The organism is Acinetobacter sp. yr461, from assembly GCF_900110445.1.
GTDB classification, from domain to species: domain Bacteria; phylum Pseudomonadota; class Gammaproteobacteria; order Pseudomonadales; family Moraxellaceae; genus Acinetobacter; species Acinetobacter calcoaceticus.
In genome coordinates, this window is record NZ_FODU01000020.1 from 13,159 (window position 1) to 32,085 (window position 18,927).

The following is an 18,927-nucleotide window of genomic DNA, read 5'->3' on the forward strand; positions in this document are numbered from 1 at the left end:
AGCATTTATATGGTTATTTAAGCCGTGCCTAAGCTGGGTTTATTTCAGTTTTAAAATGGCGTCTTGAATGGTGAGTTTGTTTGGAATGAGCTTTTGCGCATAAAAGGCATCAGCTACTTGTTGTTGTTCTTGTGCTACCTTGTCTGATATTGGCTGAACTCCAAAACCCATACGTGAAATGGAGGTTTTGAGTACATCAAACTCAAGTGCTGTAGGTTTTTCGAGTAGCTTGGCAGCTTCATCCTGATGTGTGCTGACCCATTCAGTTGTCTGATTAAGTGTCTGTACAACTGTGTTGAGAACTTTTGGATTATTTTCTGCAAATTTACGGTCAGCTAAATAGAACTGATGATTGCTTACCAAATTTTCACCTGTTGCTAAAACTCGTGCCTGAATTTGATGTTCAGCCGCTGCAAAGAACGGGTCCCAAATCACCCATGCATCTACTGCACCTTTTTCAAATGCAGCACGCGCGTCTGATGGCGGTAAATAAACAGGTTGAATATCGCTTAAGCTTAAGTTGTTGGCTTCTAGAACTTTCAATAATAGGTAATGAACATTCGAGCCTTTATTAAGAGCAACACGTTTGCCTTTTAAATCTTGAATAGAGTGGATTGGAGAATCTTTTTGTACCAATAGCGCTTCTGCTTTTGGCGCAGCGGGTTGGTTTGCGACATAGACTAAATTTGGATTAGCAGCTTGAGCAAAAATAGGTGGTGCTTCACCTGCTTCACCGAGTGAAACGCTCCCTACATTTAAGCCTTCAAGCAATTGAGGACCAGCAGGAAACTCGACCCATTTTACTTGCACGCCTTGTTCTTTTAGTACTTTTTCTAGGTCACCACGGGCCTTTAAAATAGGAAGGATGCCATATTTTTGATAGCCAATATTTAAAGTTGTGGTGGCTTGTTCCTCTTTTTTGGCACAACCACTTAGCATCATCACTCCTGCTAGGCTGGCCGCGATGACTGAATATTTTGCCCATGAAGTGGTGTTGAAAAGTGCCATGAGATTTCGTGCTCCCCGAAAGAGAAAAAGAAAAAATAATTGGATGAGCAGATACCCTAAATGGATTTTTATTTCAGAAAAAATAAGTATTCGGTCTTTATTTATGCAAAAAAAAGCTAAACACAATAGGCTATAAACTTATGCAAAAAAATGATTTATCTAAAAGAAATATGTTTGATGAGTTGCGAGTAAGTTGATGTAAATAAAATAAAAAATATTAAAACATTAAAAATAGAGATTTAAAAAAAAGTACAACCATAAATTAATAGCGTTTATGGATGTACTTTTTTAACTAAGCTTATCTGAAATAAGAATATCTTAAAAAGAGCAAAGGCTAAGGGAGCAGCTTTTTAAACACTAAAGAATTCCTTTGGTAGTTATAGAGCGCTTGACGAGCATTAGGTAACTCATCAACACTGACTTGATGGAAACCATGTTCTAAAAACCAGTGAGCTGTACGCGTTGTTAAAACGAATAATTGACGAATACCTTGTTCTTTGGCTTTTTCTTCAAGGAATTGCAGAATTTGGCTACCACGGTTTGATTTACGATAACTTGGATGTACGGCAACACAGGCAATTTCTGCAGAACGAGTTTCGTTAAATTCAGTCGGAATTGGATAAAGTGCAGCACACGCTAGAATCATACCGTCGCGTTCAATGACAGCAAACTGGCTGATTTCTTGTTCCAGACGTTCACGTGAACGATAAACCAAGATGCCTTCTTCTTCTAAAGGGCGTAATAAATTCATTAAACCACCCACATCTTGAATATGGGCTGTGCGAACTTCTTCATAATGTGCATCGGTAATCATGGTCCCTATACCATCTCGAGTAAATAACTCTTGAAGAAGGGCGCCATCATAGGCATATGAAATAAGATGTACGCGATGTACGCCAGATAAAGACGCTTTTTTGGCTTGTTGCAAATGTAAAGTGAGTGTCGGACTAATAGTTTGGTATTGTTGAATATAGTAGTCGAGTTGATGTGGGCTTAACTCACGTAATATTTGTTCATCCTCATTAAGAAGCCCTTGTTGTTCCCCAAGAAAAATGAGTTTATCTGCTTTTAAATAAGTTGCAGTTTTGGTCGCAACTTCTTCTGCTCTTAAGTTAAATACTTCGCCTGTAGTGGAATAACCTGTTGGTCCCAGTAGCACAATATTATGATTATCGAGGTGTCGATCAATCGCATCGGTATCAATAGAACGAACTTCACCTGTGAGCTGGAAATCCATTCCATCACGAATGCCATAAGGTTTAGCAGTCACAAAATTACCCGATATCACATCTATTCGAGCGCCGTACATTGGAGAGTTCGCTAAGCCCATAGAAAGCAATGCTTCAATTTCTAGGCGAATGGAACCTACGGCACTCATGACACAGCTTAAAGATTCACGTGTAGTAATGCGGCAGTTGTCATAAAAAGGGGTTTCAATTCCTTTCTCTTTAAGATTTTGATTAATTTGTGGACGTGCGCCATGAACTAAGATTAAACGGATACCAAGAGAGTGTAATAAAGCAATATCATGAATGATATGTTCGAAATTAGGATGACGGACTGCTTCACCACCAAACATCAATACGAATGTTTTATCGCGGTGAGCATTAATGTAGGGCGCTGAGTGTCGAAACCAGTGTACATAATGCTGGGTGTTATTATGCGACTTTTCTAAAGACTTGCTTGGCATACCGATCTCGAATCAACAGCAAAAAGATATAGAGATGATTCTAAACAAAAAAGATTAAAGTCGCATGTTTTAGATAAAAAAACACCCAAATCAGAGTTTGGGTGTTTAAAGAATTTTAGAATTAATGAACAACTCTAATGATTTTGTGGCTTTGTTCATTCACAAGAACATAATTTCCGTTCACTTTGTACCATTTCTGGTAGCGACCTGGTTTAGTTAATTTTTGATGTTGACGGTAGTCAATCACGTAACGTGAGTGTTGATATTCACGGGGTACAACCTGACCTGCACGCCATACATTGCGATGGTCATCTTTTTTAATCACTTTAATTGTTTTTACTTCATGGTTTTGGTAGTTGCCATGATGATTATGATCGTTAGGTGCTGCCATTGCTGTTGTTGCAACTAAACCACTGAGTGAAAGAACAATTGCTGTTGTTAGTTTTTTCATTGTAAACCTCGAATCATGAATTAAATTTCAATAACTAAAGATTAGTGAACAATTACAGATAAATCGTGGAGGCTACGAAGAATAAATGTGAAAACTAACGATGAAATAAGAAGAAATTAAGAAAATACGAAGTGTAAGAATATAAAAAATTTTTTATTTTTTAAATATATAAGTAATAAAAAAGGATAAAACCATACGGCTTTATCCTTGTTGCTCAGCGATAGCGAGGTTCTATCGCGTTAAAAACCACGAATACTAACAATACTATTAGAATCAGTGTCGACTAAAATATAGTCATTATTGATTTTGTACCATTGCTGGTTTCGGTCTGGTTTCGGCAAGTTACTGTCTTTATAGTCGACTTTGTAGCCATTACCACGATAGTGCTGTGGCATGACATAGCCAGGCTGCCAGCGATGCTGTTTAAGCCGCTCAAAACCACGTTCTTCGCGCATACGGCGTTCGTCACGGACACGATCTTCATCATGATCACGTCCAAATCCTGGCCCACGATCGTTCCATTCACCGCGTGGTCCTCCACCTTTAGGACCTTTGGGGCCATGGCCTCGGTCAAAAGGAGGATCAGCAAAGCTCGCCATACTTGTGGTGAGTACGGCTATGGAAAGGGTTAAGATTGTGAACAACTTTTTCATGATGCATCCTCGTTTACATCTGATGTCTCTCATGTTGAATACTCTACGCGCAAAATGCAGAGAAACTGTGAAGATCATTTAATGGTTCAATTAAAATTACGGATAGATCAAGAGTTTTTATCAATAATAAAAAAGGCTTGTATATATCTTTTCAGGTATAGGCAAGCCAGATTTGATGATCGGCTGTAATTTTATTTAGCTTTTCATCTTTAACTTTTTAATCCTGTGCATCGATACTTTGACCATTGAGCGCCAAACTGTCTTCACCCATTAAATAGAGATAAGCAGGCAAAATCGACTCTGGTGTAGGTAAGGATTTCGGATCTTCTTGTGGGTAGGCTTTAGCACGCATTGCGGTACGTGTCGCGCCTGGGTTAATGCAGTTAAAGCGGATATTTGGATAAATATTTTCCGCTGCAAAAATTTTGCTCACCGCTTCAATTGCAATTTTTGAGACAGAATATGCACCCCATAAAGCACGTGCTTCACGGCCTACACCAGAACTGGTAAAGACGACAGAGGCATTTTCTGATTTCTGCAAAAGTGGTAATAGCGCTTGAGTCAAAGCAAAAGGCGCGCGCAAATTAACCGCCATGACATCATCCCAAGTTTCAGTTGGATAATGTGCTAGCTCTACGCGCTCACCTAAAATACCCGCATTATGCAAAATACCGTCTAGGCGTCCAAACTGCTTTTCGAGCGTATCGACTAAAAAGTCATAATCACGGTCAGAAGCACTCGAAAGCTGTAAGGGTAAAATTGCAGGTTGCGGTGCGCCTAGACTTTCAATTTCATCATAAATAACTTCAAGTTTATTTAAGGTTCTACCATGCAGTACAACCGTTGCGCCATGTAGGGCATAAGTCAGAGCAGCAGCTCGCCCAATTCCATCGCCAGCGCCGGTAATTAAAATAATTCGATCTTTAAGTAGATCTGGACGAGGTTGGTATTCTGAATATTTCATTGGTAAACCTCCTTCTTTTTATATTGATAAAACGAATAACTGTTAAAAAAGCCTATAAAACTCTTATGTTAACTTATCATACGCTGATTTTCCTGTAGAGCAGGAAGCTTTTGACGTAACATATCGTGTAATTCTGTCACCGTATTTACAATCGAATCGGCCTGCCATGCAGCGAGATCATCACGATGTTCGATTGGTAAATAGCCATATGCAGCCAAAATAGTATACATATTGGCATATCGACCAGCATCAATATCACGTGGATGGTCACCCACATAAATAATTTCATTTGCTGGGATATTTAACTGTTTAGCCGCCAAATACATTGGTTCTGGATCTGGCTTGGTTTTACTAACATCTTCAGGACACACTAAAACTGCACAACGTTTGGTCAGATTTAACTTTTCTAAGAGAGACTCGCTTAAACCACGAGGTTTATTGGTCACAATACCCCACGGAATTTCTTTAGCTTCTAACGCTTCTAAAAGTGGATACATACCTTCAAATAGATCTGTATCAACCACAATATTATTGCCGTAAAGGTCTAAAAAGTTTTGTCGATGTGCCAAGAAAATTGGATTGGTCACATCCAGCTCTGGATAGACCAATTTAACCATCGCACGCGCACCTTCAGAAACCTGAGTACGAATGAGGTCAGCATCGACAATCGGACGTCTTTCATCACGGCACATTTGCTGAATAATACGAATGAAGTCGGCAGCTGTATCGATAAGAGTACCGTCTAAATCAAATAAAACAGCTTTCATCATGCACCTGTGTTTATTGTGTGAACCATATAATTAACGTCGACATTTGGCGCTAACCAGTAATGCTTGGTAAGGGGGTTGTAGTGTAATCCAGTCATTTCTTTTAAAGTAAGGCCCGCATTGCGAATGTCATGTGCCATTTCAGAAGGGCGAATAAATTTATGATAATCATGTGTACCTTTTGGCAACATGCGTAGTACGTATTCTGCACCAATAATGGCAAATAAATAAGATTTTGGGTTACGGTTAATGGTTGAAAAGAACACATGGCCACCCGGTTTAACCAAAGCCTGACAAGCTCTTACAATAGATGCAGGATCTGGAACGTGTTCCATCATTTCCATGCAAGTCACCACATCATATTGACCTGCTTGTTCTTGTGCTAATTCTTCTACAGGAATTTGGCGATATTCAATATTTTGAACATTGTCTTGTTGAGCATGCAAACGGCCTACAGCTAGCGGTGCTTCACCCATATCAATGCCTAATACATCTGCTCCACGACGTGCCATGCTCTCGGCCAAAATACCGCCACCACAGCCGACATCAAGTACTTTTTTTCCAGCAAGACCGCCTACACGTTCATCAATCCAGTTTAAACGTAGTGGATTAATTTGATGAAGTGGGCGAAATTCAGAATGTTGATCCCACCATTTGGCAGCAAGTGCTTCAAACTTTGCGATTTCTTGTAAATCAACATTCAATTGCGACATGGTGCTACCTCTAAACTTGGGTTATCTTTTTGGATATAGTTCGCCGTTAGTGTAGCGATTATTGGGAAAAAAGCGATAAACCCAATAAAAAACTTCACAGAAGCAAAACGAATTTAGCATATTTGTTTTATATTTAGAGCATAAGCTAATGCATAACAACTTAGAGGAAAAGCTGTAGCAATGAAAAAATTGGTTTTGGGTGGTTTAAGCGCAGCAATTATGGCCGTATCGGGTAGTGCAATGGCAGCAGATTTTGTTGCTGGTAAAGACTACACCGTGATTGCCAATCCAGGCAAAGTGGAAGTTCCGGGGAAAATCGAAGTTCGAGAGTTCTTTTGGTATGGATGTCCACACTGTTTTAAACTTGAACCGCATATGCAAACGTGGTTAAAACAGATTCCTAAAGATGTGCGTTTTGTACGTACACCAGCTGCAATGAATAAAATGTGGGAACAAGGAGCACGTACGTATTATACATCTGAAGCATTAGGTGTACGTAAGCGCACGCATTTACCATTGTTCCATGCGATTCAAGTGAACGGTCAACAAATTTTTGATCAGGCGTCTGCGGCGAAGTTCTTTACTCGTTATGGCGTGCCTGAACAGAAATTTAATAGCACTTACAACTCATTTGCTGTGACTGCAAAAGTTGCTGAGTCAAATAAACTTGCTCAACAGTACCAATTAACAGGCGTACCTGCGGTTGTAGTTAATGGTAAATATGTTGTGCAGGGTGAAGATGGTAAAGTCACTCAAGTTCTTAATTATTTAATTGAGAAAGAACGTAAAGCAAAATAAGTTGTTTAGGCTTTACTTCAAAAATGGGCTTCATCTGAAGCCCATTTTTATTCAATTAAAATATAGATCGATGTTCAATTTTTTGTTAATTATCACGAAATATTTCAATTAATTTTTTGGGTTTTCATCTTCAATTTGAAAATTTAAAACATCAAAATTAACTGTTTGTGTTGGTAGCGATAAGGCCTGATTAATATATAAATTAATTAACTTTTGGCGAGAACCAATAGAACGCTGGTAATACGTAGAATTTAAAAGCAATGATGCGCCATAAGTCAGTGACCAGATGTAAGACAAATAATCACGAATCGACATATCATAATTCAATGATTTTAAATAATTTTCCGTAATATCTTTAATAGCTAAAATACGCTGTTGGCGGATTTCATAAAGTTCTTCGAAAAGATGCTTCAACTTAGACTCAGTCATCGTCAGATTTTCTTCAAGTTGATGCAATAAAATTGTTTTTCCAGGCGTAAGCAAATGGTGAAGCATGTAATGAGGAGCATACTCTTTGAAATCTGTATTATATTTTTTAGAAATTTCTAAAATTTGCTTTTCATTTTGAATAATTAACTCAAGTAGAAGCTCATTTTTGCTTCTAAAATGCTTATAAAGTGTGCCTTTAGCAATATCCAGCTCGGCCACTAACTCATCTAGAGTAATTTCCTGATTGTTTTCTAGTAACAATTTTTCTGCCACGCTTAGAATTTTTTCTTTGCGCATCAAAAACTGTGTATGACGATCAAGATTCATAGGTATTCCCACACCAGTTTGGCCTAACTAATAATTTACTTCCTGTAAAAAGAAAAAGACTTTTCTCGAAATTTTTAGCCTTTTTCTTTCTCTCTTTACGTATTACCACATAACCTGTTTTTTGTCATTTGCCGCTTCTATCGTTCCCAGTTTGCAATCCCTCTAAAGAGTAAGCGAACTTGTGTAGAGGCATTTTCGATAAAGGCGGTTTGTTGCTGTTTGAGCTGCTCGTCTTGATATTGTTTAGATAGGTTGAGCCACGTCATTGCCCACGTAAATGACATGTTGGTCAAAATAGTAGACAAGACATTTAAGTCTTGAGGTTGTTGAATATGTTTGAAATTTTCGAGTTTCGTAAGATCGGTTGTTAAATCTTCAATCAGAAATTCGATTTCTCGGGCAATTGCTGCACGAACCGTTTCTGAACCGCCCCAACGCTCGGAAATCATAAATTGCCACTGCTTAGGGCTATGATTTACCGCCTGAACAAATAGCTCAATGCTGGTCTGAGTTTTGGTCGATTTATGTTGTAAATAACTTTGACCCAATTGATGTAAAACACTTTTTAAATGTAACGCAACTTGGTCGACCAGTTCCTTACCAAGTTCATCCATATCTTGAAAATGACGATAGAACGCTGTCGGTACCAAACCAACTTCACGTGCAACTTCACGCAAACTGATACTACTGAACGAACGCCCAGACGTGCTTAGATGCAAGGCTGCATCGAGGAGTGCCTGACGACTTTGCTGTTTTCGTTCATCCCGTATCGACATTAAAAGAGCCTATTTAAACCGTGAGCCAGAGTCTAACAAAAAAGAGCAAACTTTCATAAAAAAAATAGTGAACAAGTGTTGACTGAGTGAACAGTTATAAATATAGTGTACATATGTTCACTATACGAACATGTGTTCACTCAAATAAATAGCCAGATACAAAAGAGGAACGTATGAACGCAACACTTAGTTATCAGCCACATTTGGTTCGAGAAGATTTCGTTGATTTTGTTTTGCAGAAAATTAACGTGACTTGGGCTTGGAAACGCGTACTTGCAGAAGTTACCGCAGTTCAGTCTCTTCATACCGATATGGTACTCATTAAGCTCAAACCGAATCGTAATTTCAAATTCGATCAGGTATGTGCTGGACAAAGTATTTTATTGACCCTACTTATAGATGGGGTTTACCACCAGCGTAGTTATTCAATTATTGAAGTAAAGAATGAAGGTGAAATCTCTTTAGGTATTAAAGTACAGGGCTTAGTGTCTAGTGCAGCTCAACTATTACATGTTGGAGAGTGCATTGAGATTTCACAGCCACAAGGTGATTTTACTTTGCACCAAGGCCAGCAACCTGCGATTTTAATTGCGTCAGGTAGTGGCATTACTGCAATTTATTCACTTTTGCAGCAAGCATTGAAACAGCAGCTTGAACAGATTCATGTCATTTATTTCAACCGTGCTGAAATTTTTCATGCTGAATTAAAAGCTTTGGCAGAACAGCATCCAGAGCTTCAATATCATTTTTTTAATACCACTGAGCAAAAGCAGCATTTAGATGCGAAATTGTTGACGAAACTGGTCCCAAACTTTAAAGACCTACAAATGTATGCATGTGGTCATCACGGCATGATGCGTCAGGCACAAGATATTTATAAGCAACATGATGTGTTGGAAAACTTCCATCAAGAGTTTTTCATGCCTGTTCAAATCGAACAGTCTAATGAAGCACAACCCATCATATTCCGTCGTTCGCAACAAAACTTTCTTGCCACGACAACGTTATTAAGCAGTGCAGAGCAAGCTGGCTTACGTCCACAGCATGGTTGTCGTATGGGTGTATGCAACCAATGTACGTGTACCAAAGTCAGTGGTGTCACCCAGAATATATTAACAGGTGAAATTGACGATCAACCAAATCGTGCAATTAAGTTATGCGTGAACCAAGCCCTTAGCCCAGTCACGATTGATCTATAAAAACAAACATAAAAGAGATTTGAGGATACCCTTATGAATATGGCAGTAGAACTTAAAGCAACATCAAAATCGGCACATTTAACCCCAGAGCAAACAGAAGCTTTTGGTCGCCGTATTGAAGAAATTCGTCTTGAAGTGATGAAAGATCTCGGTGAAAAAGATTCAAAATATATTTACAAAGTACGTAATTTTGTACGCTACACCGAAATTGCATCACGTGGCATGTTGATGTTTGGTGGTTGGATTCCACCAGTATGGTTGTTGGGTACGGCTATGCTAGGTGTATCTAAAATCGTTGAAAACATGGAGCTCGGTCATAATGTGATGCATGGTCAGTTTGACTGGTTAAATGATCCAACGCTTAACGGTGCAACCTATGACTGGGATACAGTATGTACTGGTGAAGACTGGAAATATACCCATAACTATAAGCATCATACCTATACCAATGTGTTTGGCATGGATCATGATATTAGTGGTTATGGTGTGATGCGCATGAGCCGTGAACAAAAGTGGGAACCTCGTTTTTTATTCAACGTGCCAATGGGTTTTGTATTGTCAACGGGTTTTGAATGGCTACTGGCTTTGCAACGTCTAGAGATGGAAAAAGTGTTGTTTGATGGCACCAAAACTTGGAAAGAAGTGTATGTAGAATCTAAAAATCTACGTAAAAAAATGGTACGTCAGTTTGGTAAAGATTATGTGCTGTTCCCACTAATTGCAGGACCAATGTTCTTGCCAGTATTGGCTGGTAACTTTTTTGCTAACTTGATTCGGAACTACTGGGCATCGACCGTGATTTATTGTGGTCATTTCACAGAAGACTCTGAAATTATCACTGACAATATTGATAATGAAACCAAAGCAGAGTGGTACTTGCGTCAGATTCGTGGTTCAGCAAACTTTACTGGCGGTAAAATCATGCATTTCTTGAGTGGTAACTTGAGTCATCAAATCGAACATCACTTGTTTCCTGATGTACCTGCCAACCGTTATCAAGAGATGGCACCTAAAGTACGTGAAGTCTGTGCAGAGTTCGGTCAACAGTACAATACCGCGCCCTTTGGATCTCAAATTTTAAGTGTGTATAAACGTCTGGCTGTTCACTCTTTGCCTGACAATGTAGTTGATCGTTTAGTGGCGACCAAGCGGACCTTTGTTGAGGCGGTGAAAGGCATGTTTGGCAAAGTTGCTTAATAAAGGCAGTGCATTGTTTAAGGTATTCCAAATAGCTCCTTTTAAGGGGCTATTTTTATTTTTGAGTCATTAAAAGTGCAGACTTACATTTGAAAGTAGGGAATAAACTCAACCTGTCAAAATCCTTTGCTATACTATGCCCAGATTTGTATTTAAGAGAAGTTAGGAAGGATTATGCGTATTGACCAACGTGAATTAGACCAGTTACGTGAAGTAAAAATCACACGTAACTATACCCGTTACGCAGAAGGTTCAGTTCTGGTTGAGTTTGGTCACACCAAAGTCCTTTGTACTGCAAGTATCGATAATTCGGTTCCACGGTTTTTAAAAGGAAAAGGACAGGGCTGGGTCACTGCTGAATATGGCATGTTACCGCGTTCAACACACTCACGTTGTGACCGTGAAGCAGCGCGTGGTAAACAGTCGGGTCGGACACAGGAAATCCAGCGCCTGATTGGTCGTAGCTTGCGTGCTATGGTCGATTTGAAAAAGCTTGGCGAAAACACGATTACCATCGACTGTGATGTGATTCAGGCAGATGGTGGTACGCGTACTGCATCAATTACTGGTGCGGCTGTAGCATTGGTTGATGCTATGAATGTTTTATTATCTCAAAAGAAAATTAAGCATGATCCGCTTAAAGGATTAGTTGCTGCAATTTCTGTGGGTATGTATCAAGACGAAGTATTGCTTGATCTTTGTTATGAAGAAGATTCGAACTGTCAAACTGACTTAAATGTAGTAATGACACAAGCTGGCGAATTTATTGAAATTCAAGGCACAGCCGAAGATAAACCATTTACCCGTGCACAAAGCAATGCCATGTTAGAAATGGCTGAAAAAGGAATTGCCGAGCTCGTTAAAAAGCAACAAGAAGCTTTAGGCTGGTAATTTTACACTTTCTAAAAAAGCGCATCTTCGGATGCGTTTTTTTATGCCTTCATCAAATCGACATCAAAACATCACTTGGCTGTCACTTTTACACGTTATTAGTAGTTCGCATTTAAACCGTTTGGAAAAAAATGATGCGAAAATTTTCACTTCTATTAATTACATCTTTAGCACTTATGCTTAGTGCTTGTAACGATGATAACGACTCAGACAATTCATCGCCAACAACACCGCCGACCAGTAATTGCAAAATGCACTGTGCACCATAATAAGAACTCAGGATAGAACTAATGAATCGTCGCGAATTTCTTTTAAATTCTACAAAAACCATGTTTGGGACAGCTGCTTTAGCGAGTTTCCCGCTTAGTATCCAAAAAGCCTTAGCTATTGATGCCAAAGTTGAAAGTGGAACTATTCAAGATGTTAAACACATCGTGATTTTGACTCAAGAAAACCGCTCTTTTGATAATTATTTTGGAACACTAAAAGGCGTGCGTGGTTTTGGAGACCGCTTTACCATTCCAATGACCGAAGGCCGAAAGGTTTGGGAACAATATGATGCTAAGAAAAATAAAATATTGCCTTACCATTTAGATAGCCGTTTAGGAAATGCACAGCGCGTCTCAGGTACCCCTCATTCATGGTCTGATGGCCAAGCCGCTTGGGACAATGGTCGCATGAGTGATTGGGTCGCTTATAAAAAGCCGCAATCGATGGGGTACTACAAAAAACAGGAAGTGGAATATCAGTTTGCCTTAGCGAATGCTTTTACCATTTGTGACGCTTACCACTGTGCTATGCATGCCGGTACCAATCCGAACCGTAAATTTATCTGGACTGGAACGAATGGCCCTACAGGTGCAGGTGTTGCCAGTGTTGTAAATGAGTTTGATGGTATTGGTCCTTCAAATGAGGGTTATGAATGGACGACTTATCCTGAGCGCTTACAACAGGCTGGTGTCACATGGAAAATCTACCAGAATATGCCAGATAACTTTACCGACAATCCTCTAGCAGGTTTCAAACAATATCGCCGTGCGAATGAGCAGTCGGGGCAACCTGTAAGTAACGATGCTCTCGTTTGCCCTGCATACGATGAAAAAATCGATGCAACACAGCCGCTTTATAAGGGTATTGCTAACACCATGCCGGACGGTGGTTTTTTAGGTAGTTTTAAAGCAGATATCGCTCAAGGTAAATTACCGCAAGTAAGCTGGTTGGTTGCTCCTGCGACCTATAGCGAACATCCGGGGCCATCTAGCCCTGTACAGGGTGCTTGGTATATTCAGGAAGTATTAAATGCCTTAACTGAAAACCCTCAGGTTTGGAGTCAGACGGTTTTATTAGTGAACTTTGATGAGAATGATGGTTTCTTTGATCATATTCCTTCACCAAGTGCACCTTCTAAAGATGAAAAAGGTGTAGTTCAGGGGAAAACGACTCTAAGTGACCAACAAGTGTCTTATGAGTACTTTAATCATCCAGCAGTCGCTACAGCAAAATCTCAACCCGCAACAGATGGACGTGTGTATGGACCAGGTGTGCGTGTTCCAATGTATGTGATTTCACCATGGAGTCGTGGGGGATGGGTGAATTCACAAGTCTTTGACCATACTTCTATTTTACAGTTCTTAGAAAAGCGTTTTGGTGTGCAAGAAACAAATATTAGTCCATACCGCCGTGCCGTGTGTGGCGATTTAACGACAGCTTTTGATTTTAAAACCCCAAACCTTTTGCCTGTAAATGAGTTAGTAGGTAAGAAAACAAAAGCAGAAGCAGATGCTATTCGTGTTGCTCAAGCTTTATTGCCCCAAGTTCCTGTTCCAAGCCAGCAACAATTTGCACAGCAGGAAATGGGCATTAGACCTTCACGTGCTTTGCCTTATATTTTGCATACCAGTGCTAAAGTTGATGCAGCACAAAAGACAGTCAAGCTGATGTTTTCAAATACAGGTAAACAGGCAGCGGTTTTCCATGTGTATAACCGATTAGATCTTACAGCGATTCCACGCCGTTATATGGTTGAAGCGGGTAAACAGTTAGATGATGTCTGGAATGCTACAAATGGGCAGTACGATTTATGGGTACTTGGGCCAAATGGTTTCCATCGTGCGTTTAAAGGTAATTTAAGCCAAGCTAACCAGACTCAAGCATTGCCAGAAATTAGAGTGTGTGTAGAAGAGTGTGATGCGAATTTATATTTAAAAGTTCGTCATGATGGTAGTAAGTCAGTCAAGCTCACAGTCAAGGCAAATGCGTATCTTGCAAACAAGACATGGAATATAGAAACAGATCGTTCTGAAAAAGAACTGGTTTGGGATATGTCTGAATTTGGTGGCTGGTATGACTTCACTGTGACCTTAGCTGATGATGCTACTTTCAACCGCCGTTTTGCGGGTCGTATAGAAACTCAAGAAGATTCAATTTCTGATCCGTATATGGGTTATTTAGAGTCTTAAGTTGGTAAGTTATTTTCCTTAATGAGGGTATTGGAATTTATTCCTCATTAGCTGGTGCTAAAAGTCATCTGCAACCTGTCTATAATCTATAAGGATCTTATTTTTGCAACAAAATAGGATAGAGGATGAAAGTGGGCAGGTTTTGCAGATGACAATGCCTTTGGTTACTTTGGGCAAAACCAAAGTAACAGAATTAGCTGTTGGCAAAAAATTCTAGACGGTAAGACTCCGTCGCGTAGGTTGATAGAGAGAAACAAGATATCCCTGTCACAATAGTAAATACAGGGTTTAGGCTGTTGATATAAAATTGTATTTGGGGGGAGAGACTGTTGTACAGATGAATAATAAAAATAAAGACTTACCTTTTGTAACAGAATCTCCTAAGCCTCCTCATATTTATCTTTTACCTTGAAACCCTGATTTTTTAAAAGTAATGGGGAAAATTTATGCTACAAGGTTTTATTGTATTATTAGCAGTAGTTACATTTGTTTTAATGGCTGCCGACCCACGTGATAATGGGGCGCAAGCGACTCAGTCAGCATGGCAAAAAACACAAGCAGCAGACATGACCAAGTCGCAAAAAAATACTAATAACGATGTGGACTTTATTTAAGCATTAAAACGCATTGATAAATCAACAGCTCTAACGTCTTTAGTCAGCACACCCATAGAAATGTAGTCAACACCTGTGGTGGCAACTTCGCGTAAGTTTTCAATGGTGATATTGCCTGATGCCTCTAACTTACAACGACCAGCAACGTGTTTTACTGCATCAATCATTTGTTGTTGGCTGAAGTTATCAAGCATGACAATATCTGCCCCTGCTTCGAGTGCTTGATTTAGCTCATCCCAAGTTTCAACTTCGACTTCAATAGGTTTACCTGGTGCAATTTGATGTGCTTTTGCAATTGCTTGAGCAATGCCACCAGCCGCCATAATATGATTTTCTTTAATTAAGAATGCATCAAATAAACCGAGACGATGGTTCTGTCCGCCACCAATAGCCACAGCATATTTCTGGGCAATACGTAAGCCTGGTACGGTTTTACGCGTATCGAGAAGTTTTGTATTTAAACCTTCAATATGCTGTACATATTCGGCTGTTTTTGTCGCAACCGCAGATAAAGTTTGAATAAAGTTTAAAGCAGGGCGCTCTACAGTAAGTAAGCTACGTGCAGAACCAGCAAGCTTTAAAAAGGCTTCATTTGCAGCAACACGCTCACCTTCTTGTTTTAACCAAGTCACCTGAACCGTATTATCATAGGCTGAGATGAGTGCATTAACCCAAGGTTGGCCAGCTAAGACCATATCTTCACGGCTAATAATGGTCGCAGTAGCTTGCTCATCTTCTGGTGTGAGCATAGCGGTAATATCACCGTCCCCAATATCTTCTTGTAATGCTTGTTGAATATTGATTTGAATTGATTGTTCAAGCAAAGACTGAGGTATGCTCATACGGTTTCCATTTTGTAGATGACCCTAAAACTTGCGATATATTAGCACCGTCGAATTTAAAAATAAGCTGTTTTATCAGATTAATCGCGATAAACAATCGCATTTACTACTTTGAAAAGTAGATAACTGTTTTAAACTAAAACAATTGGCAAGCAATTTATTGGCATCTCAATGAAGCAAATCACACCGTATGAAGTTATAGATGGACAATTAAAAGGGGCGAGACAAATCCCTTCTCCAAATTTTAACCAGCGTCCGACTGGTACCGAAATTCAAATGATTGTAGTTCATAATATTAGCTTGCCACCATCTCAATTTGGAGGTGGGTATATTGAGCAGTTTTTTCAAAATAACTTAGATTGGTCAGTTCATCCTTATTTTCAGACCATTGAGGGGATGCAGGTTTCTACGCATTTGCTGATTTTACGTAGTGGGGAAGTACTACAGTTCGTTAATTTTAATGATCGGGCATGGCATGCAGGGCGTTCGAGTTATTTAGCCAAAGTAGAATGCAATGATTATTCAATTGGGATAGAGCTTGAAGGAAGTGATGATTTGCCCTTTGAAGAAGTACAATACGATGTATTAACCGACGTCGCTACAGCCATTCGTCAGGCTTATCCTGAAATTAAAAATCATATTGCAGGACATTCAGATGTTGCGCCCGGCCGAAAAACTGATCCGGGACCTTATTTTAAATGGCAGCACTTTAGACAATTGTTGGGTCAGAAAAAAACTTGAGTTTGTTCATCATTTCACAACGAAAAGATTTTCTAGTTTCATTACAATAGCGTCTTTCGAATATAGCTGTAGGTGAGTACGATGGCATTGTGGCGATCGACTTTTATTGTCAGTGCAATGACGATGTTGTCACGAGTGTTAGGGTTAGTGCGTGACGTCGTTTTGCTCAACGTGTTTGGTGCGGGTAAAGATTTCGATACCTTCGTCGTCGCATTTCGTATTCCCAACTTCTTTCGACGACTATTTGCTGAAGGTGCCTTTTCTCAGGCCTTTATTCCAGTATTAACTGAATATAAAACAGGCCGAGCACACGCTGAAGTGCAGATCTTGATTAGTCGGGTATTTGGCTGCTTGTTAACAGTCATGACCTTACTTACTTTTGTGGCTATGGTCTTAGCGCCTGCTATCATTTATATGTACGCACCTGGCTTCCATAGCGATCCTGAAAAGTTCGATTTAGCCGTCAGTATGTTCCGGCTGACCATCCCTTATTTATTGTTTATGTCGCTGACTGCTTTTGCCAGCAGTATTTTAAATAGCTATGGTTCGTTTGCTTCACCCGCTTTTTCACCAGTTTTGCTGAATGTCGCGATGATTGCAGGCGCATGGTGGCTTACGCCGTATATGGCTGAACCGATCAAAGCATTAGGTTGGTCAGTGGTTGTGGCAGGGGTGTTGCAGTTAGCTTTGCAGATTCCAGAATTATGGCGTAAAAATCTGCTGATTCCACCTAAAGTTGATTTTAAACATGAAGGTGTAGAGCGTATTTTAAAGTTAATGCTTCCAGCATTATTTGGGGTATCTGTTACCCAGATTAACCTGTTATTAAATACGATTTGGGCCTCTTTCATGCAAGATGGTTCAGTATCTTGGCTCTACAGTGCAGAGCGTATGACTGAATTGCCATTAGGTTTAATTGGCGTTGCGATTGGTACAGTGATTTTACCTTCACTTTCTGCCCGTCATGCAGAACAAGATCAAGCAAAGTTCCGCGGTATGATCGACTGGGCTGCAAAAATTATTGTATTAGTTGGCTTACCAGCAAGTATTGCCTTATTTATGCTTTCTACACCGATTATTCAGGCATTATTCCAGCGTGGCGAGTTTGACCTACGTGATACACAAATGACAGCTCTAGCACTGCAATGTATGAGTGCAGGCGTGATTTCTTTTATGCTGATTAAAGTCTTTGCACCTGGTTTTTATGCACAGCAAGATACCAAAACACCAGTGCGTGTTGGTTTAATGTCAGTCGCAGCGAATGCTATTTTAAACGTTATATTTATTGGTTTCTTTAAGCTGATTGATTGGCATGCAGAGCATATGGCACTTGCATTGGCATCTTCAGGCTCGGCTTTAGTGAATGCGGGTTTACTCTACTTCTATTTACATAAACGTAATATTTTCCGATTTGGTTCACATTGGAAGAAATTAGGACTTCAATATGGTTTGGCAAACCTTGCCATGATTGCAGCACTTTGGTTTGGTTTGACTTGGTATAACGGTGAACTTTCACAATGGTTACGCGTTGCCGAAGTGGTTGGATTGTGTGTAGTCGGCGTAGTCGCTTATCTGGTTGCTCTCGTCGTTACAGGTTTTCGTCCTAGAGACTTAAAACACTAAAAATAAAAAAGCGATCTTAACTGATCGCTTTTTTATATCTAATGAATTTATTTTGGTAAAACCTGTAGCAACTCAATATCAAAAATTAAAGTGCTATTTGGGCCAATACTGTCGCCAGCACCGACCTCACCATAAGCAAGATTAGCAGGAATAAAGAAGCGAGTTTTACCGCCTTCTTTCATAGTTTGTAGACCTTCAGTCCAGCCTGCAATGACTTGACTGAGCTGAAACTCAACTGGATGATTACGGGCAATAGAACTATCAAATACGGTCCCGTCGAGTAAACGACCTTCATAATTTACTTTAACACGAGATGTGGCTTTCGGCTTTTGACCATTACCTTCTTTTAATACTTGGTATTGAAGACCAGATTTAGTCGTGATTACACCTGATTTTTTTGCATTGTCAGCAAGAAATGCTGTACCTGCTTGGGCATTCTGTTGACCTGTTTTTTGAAATTCGACGAGTTGTTTGGCTTCTAAGGTTTTCTTATAGTCATTAATCGCTTTTGCCATTTCTTCATCAGTTAGGCGTGCTGTTTTACTTTGTGCGCCTTCTTGAAGACCTTGGTAAAAAGTATCAAGATTTAGATCTGTTAATGCATCAGTATTATTACGACCCATCAAATAGCCATAACTATAGCTAAATTGTTCTTTTGCTGGGCTTTTATTCGTTATAGGAGTTGCAGCAAGAACAGATAAACTCATTGTTGATGTTGCAATAATTAGACCAATTTTTTTCATGCCGTTTTCCAAAAAAAAAGGAGAGTAGTGTTCTACTCTCCT

At 39.6% G+C, this 18,927-nt stretch carries 19 protein-coding genes; 8 read left to right on the plus strand and 11 right to left on the minus strand.

Features of this window, described 5'->3' with window-relative positions:
• Positions 1 to 39: 39 nt before the first annotated feature.
• The 7 genes from BMW38_RS17505 to ubiG all read right to left on the minus strand — a co-directional run bounded on the left by BMW38_RS17505 (position 40) and on the right by ubiG (position 6,246).
• Positions 40 to 1,008, minus strand: coding sequence for a sulfonate ABC transporter substrate-binding protein (locus BMW38_RS17505; RefSeq protein ID WP_092710446.1), 969 nt, complete (start codon positions 1,006 to 1,008; stop codon positions 40 to 42).
• 334 nt (positions 1,009 to 1,342) lie between these two features.
• Complete coding sequence (argA, locus tag BMW38_RS17510; protein WP_003655795.1) at positions 1,343 to 2,698, minus strand: amino-acid N-acetyltransferase; 1,356 nt, start codon at positions 2,696 to 2,698, stop codon at positions 1,343 to 1,345.
• Positions 2,699 to 2,819: 121 nt separating this feature from the next.
• A complete protein-coding gene (locus BMW38_RS17515; protein WP_092710451.1) occupies positions 2,820 to 3,149 on the minus strand; it encodes an RcnB family protein in 330 nt (109 codons plus the stop codon).
• A 239-nt stretch (positions 3,150 to 3,388) separates the two neighbouring features.
• Positions 3,389 to 3,802 (minus strand): RcnB family protein, encoded by a 414-nt coding sequence (locus tag BMW38_RS17520; RefSeq protein ID WP_004795500.1) that lies wholly within the window; start codon positions 3,800 to 3,802, stop codon positions 3,389 to 3,391.
• A 217-nt stretch (positions 3,803 to 4,019) separates the two neighbouring features.
• Positions 4,020 to 4,766, minus strand: a complete 747-nt coding sequence (locus BMW38_RS17525; RefSeq protein ID WP_092710455.1) for a YciK family oxidoreductase — start codon at positions 4,764 to 4,766, stop codon at positions 4,020 to 4,022.
• Between the two features lie 68 nt (positions 4,767 to 4,834).
• Entirely contained in the window at positions 4,835 to 5,536 is a 702-nt protein-coding gene (locus BMW38_RS17530) for an HAD family hydrolase (protein ID WP_092710459.1), read from the minus strand.
• Positions 5,533 to 6,246: a bifunctional 2-polyprenyl-6-hydroxyphenol methylase/3-demethylubiquinol 3-O-methyltransferase UbiG gene (gene ubiG / locus BMW38_RS17535; RefSeq protein WP_003655787.1), complete on the minus strand. Its 714-nt coding sequence runs from the start codon at positions 6,244 to 6,246 to the stop codon at positions 5,533 to 5,535. Before ubiG ends, BMW38_RS17530 begins: the two co-directional genes overlap by 4 nt.
• Before the next feature lie 180 nt (positions 6,247 to 6,426).
• Between ubiG and BMW38_RS17540 the strand changes: the two genes are divergently transcribed.
• Positions 6,427 to 7,044, plus strand: coding sequence for a thiol:disulfide interchange protein DsbA/DsbL (locus BMW38_RS17540; RefSeq protein WP_002120747.1), 618 nt, complete (start codon positions 6,427 to 6,429; stop codon positions 7,042 to 7,044).
• 108 nt (positions 7,045 to 7,152) lie between these two features.
• On the opposite strand, the gene BMW38_RS17545 is transcribed toward BMW38_RS17540, so the two are convergent.
• Entirely contained in the window at positions 7,153 to 7,800 is a 648-nt protein-coding gene (locus BMW38_RS17545) for a TetR/AcrR family transcriptional regulator (protein WP_005037677.1), read from the minus strand.
• Between the two features lie 137 nt (positions 7,801 to 7,937).
• The gene (locus tag BMW38_RS17550) at positions 7,938 to 8,576 is read right to left on the minus strand and encodes a TetR family transcriptional regulator (RefSeq protein ID WP_003655781.1); all 639 of its coding nucleotides are present in this window, start codon (positions 8,574 to 8,576) and stop codon (positions 7,938 to 7,940) included.
• 173 nt (positions 8,577 to 8,749) lie between these two features.
• Here BMW38_RS17550 and BMW38_RS17555 point away from each other — a divergent pair, with 173 nt between their 5' ends.
• The 5 genes from BMW38_RS17555 to BMW38_RS17580 all read left to right on the plus strand — a co-directional run bounded on the left by BMW38_RS17555 (position 8,750) and on the right by BMW38_RS17580 (position 14,936).
• Positions 8,750 to 9,775, plus strand: coding sequence for a ferredoxin reductase (locus tag BMW38_RS17555; protein ID WP_092710463.1), 1,026 nt, complete (start codon positions 8,750 to 8,752; stop codon positions 9,773 to 9,775).
• 33 nt (positions 9,776 to 9,808) lie between these two features.
• Positions 9,809 to 10,972, plus strand: coding sequence for a fatty acid desaturase family protein (locus BMW38_RS17560; RefSeq protein WP_005037672.1), 1,164 nt, complete (start codon positions 9,809 to 9,811; stop codon positions 10,970 to 10,972).
• A gap of 174 nt (positions 10,973 to 11,146) precedes the next feature.
• Positions 11,147 to 11,863 (plus strand): ribonuclease PH, encoded by a 717-nt coding sequence (gene rph, locus BMW38_RS17565; protein ID WP_005037670.1) that lies wholly within the window; start codon positions 11,147 to 11,149, stop codon positions 11,861 to 11,863.
• Positions 11,864 to 12,153: 290 nt separating this feature from the next.
• Positions 12,154 to 14,322, plus strand: a complete 2,169-nt coding sequence (locus BMW38_RS17575; RefSeq protein WP_092710469.1) for a phosphocholine-specific phospholipase C — start codon at positions 12,154 to 12,156, stop codon at positions 14,320 to 14,322.
• Positions 14,323 to 14,768: 446 nt separating this feature from the next.
• Positions 14,769 to 14,936 (plus strand): ABZJ_00068 family colistin stress protein, encoded by a 168-nt coding sequence (locus tag BMW38_RS17580; protein WP_004640355.1) that lies wholly within the window; start codon positions 14,769 to 14,771, stop codon positions 14,934 to 14,936.
• Here BMW38_RS17580 and nadC read toward each other — a convergent pair.
• The gene (gene nadC / locus BMW38_RS17585; RefSeq protein ID WP_092710473.1) at positions 14,933 to 15,778 is read right to left on the minus strand and encodes a carboxylating nicotinate-nucleotide diphosphorylase; all 846 of its coding nucleotides are present in this window, start codon (positions 15,776 to 15,778) and stop codon (positions 14,933 to 14,935) included. The two genes, BMW38_RS17580 and nadC, sit on opposite strands and share 4 nt — an antisense overlap.
• A gap of 171 nt (positions 15,779 to 15,949) precedes the next feature.
• Between nadC and ampD the strand changes: the two genes are divergently transcribed.
• Positions 15,950 to 16,519 carry a 1,6-anhydro-N-acetylmuramyl-L-alanine amidase AmpD gene (gene ampD / locus BMW38_RS17590; RefSeq protein WP_092710477.1) on the plus strand — a complete coding sequence of 190 codons (570 nt, stop codon included), beginning with the start codon at positions 15,950 to 15,952 and terminating at the stop codon, positions 16,517 to 16,519.
• A 72-nt stretch (positions 16,520 to 16,591) separates the two neighbouring features.
• Complete coding sequence (gene murJ, locus BMW38_RS17595; protein ID WP_170834094.1) at positions 16,592 to 18,142, plus strand: murein biosynthesis integral membrane protein MurJ; 1,551 nt, start codon at positions 16,592 to 16,594, stop codon at positions 18,140 to 18,142.
• Between the two features lie 47 nt (positions 18,143 to 18,189).
• Here the strand turns inward: murJ and BMW38_RS17600 are convergent, their stop codons facing one another.
• Positions 18,190 to 18,885, minus strand: coding sequence for an FKBP-type peptidyl-prolyl cis-trans isomerase (locus BMW38_RS17600; RefSeq protein WP_213031194.1), 696 nt, complete (start codon positions 18,883 to 18,885; stop codon positions 18,190 to 18,192).
• Between the last annotated feature and the right edge of the window lie 42 nt (positions 18,886 to 18,927).

What these genes read in the sequence shown, in the direction of transcription:
- BMW38_RS17600 (WP_213031194.1), bottom strand. Translation starts at nt 18,885, where the DNA reads ATGAAAAAAATTGGTCTAATTATTGCAACATCAACAATGAGTTTATCT.
- BMW38_RS17540 (WP_002120747.1), top strand. Translation starts at nt 6,427, where the DNA reads ATGAAAAAATTGGTTTTGGGTGGTTTAAGCGCAGCAATTATGGCCGTA.
- BMW38_RS17580 (WP_004640355.1), top strand. Translation starts at nt 14,769, where the DNA reads ATGCTACAAGGTTTTATTGTATTATTAGCAGTAGTTACATTTGTTTTA.
- BMW38_RS17515 (WP_092710451.1), bottom strand. Translation starts at nt 3,149, where the DNA reads ATGAAAAAACTAACAACAGCAATTGTTCTTTCACTCAGTGGTTTAGTT.
- BMW38_RS17530 (WP_092710459.1), bottom strand. Translation starts at nt 5,536, where the DNA reads ATGATGAAAGCTGTTTTATTTGATTTAGACGGTACTCTTATCGATACA.
- ampD (WP_092710477.1), top strand. Translation starts at nt 15,950, where the DNA reads ATGAAGCAAATCACACCGTATGAAGTTATAGATGGACAATTAAAAGGG.
- BMW38_RS17575 (WP_092710469.1), top strand. Translation starts at nt 12,154, where the DNA reads ATGAATCGTCGCGAATTTCTTTTAAATTCTACAAAAACCATGTTTGGG.
- argA (WP_003655795.1), bottom strand. Translation starts at nt 2,698, where the DNA reads ATGCCAAGCAAGTCTTTAGAAAAGTCGCATAATAACACCCAGCATTAT.
- BMW38_RS17560 (WP_005037672.1), top strand. Translation starts at nt 9,809, where the DNA reads ATGAATATGGCAGTAGAACTTAAAGCAACATCAAAATCGGCACATTTA.
- ubiG (WP_003655787.1), bottom strand. Translation starts at nt 6,246, where the DNA reads ATGTCGCAATTGAATGTTGATTTACAAGAAATCGCAAAGTTTGAAGCA.
- BMW38_RS17520 (WP_004795500.1), bottom strand. Translation starts at nt 3,802, where the DNA reads ATGAAAAAGTTGTTCACAATCTTAACCCTTTCCATAGCCGTACTCACC.
- BMW38_RS17545 (WP_005037677.1), bottom strand. Translation starts at nt 7,800, where the DNA reads ATGAATCTTGATCGTCATACACAGTTTTTGATGCGCAAAGAAAAAATT.
- BMW38_RS17555 (WP_092710463.1), top strand. Translation starts at nt 8,750, where the DNA reads ATGAACGCAACACTTAGTTATCAGCCACATTTGGTTCGAGAAGATTTC.
- rph (WP_005037670.1), top strand. Translation starts at nt 11,147, where the DNA reads ATGCGTATTGACCAACGTGAATTAGACCAGTTACGTGAAGTAAAAATC.
- BMW38_RS17525 (WP_092710455.1), bottom strand. Translation starts at nt 4,766, where the DNA reads ATGAAATATTCAGAATACCAACCTCGTCCAGATCTACTTAAAGATCGA.
- BMW38_RS17550 (WP_003655781.1), bottom strand. Translation starts at nt 8,576, where the DNA reads ATGTCGATACGGGATGAACGAAAACAGCAAAGTCGTCAGGCACTCCTC.
- BMW38_RS17505 (WP_092710446.1), bottom strand. Translation starts at nt 1,008, where the DNA reads ATGGCACTTTTCAACACCACTTCATGGGCAAAATATTCAGTCATCGCG.
- nadC (WP_092710473.1), bottom strand. Translation starts at nt 15,778, where the DNA reads ATGAGCATACCTCAGTCTTTGCTTGAACAATCAATTCAAATCAATATT.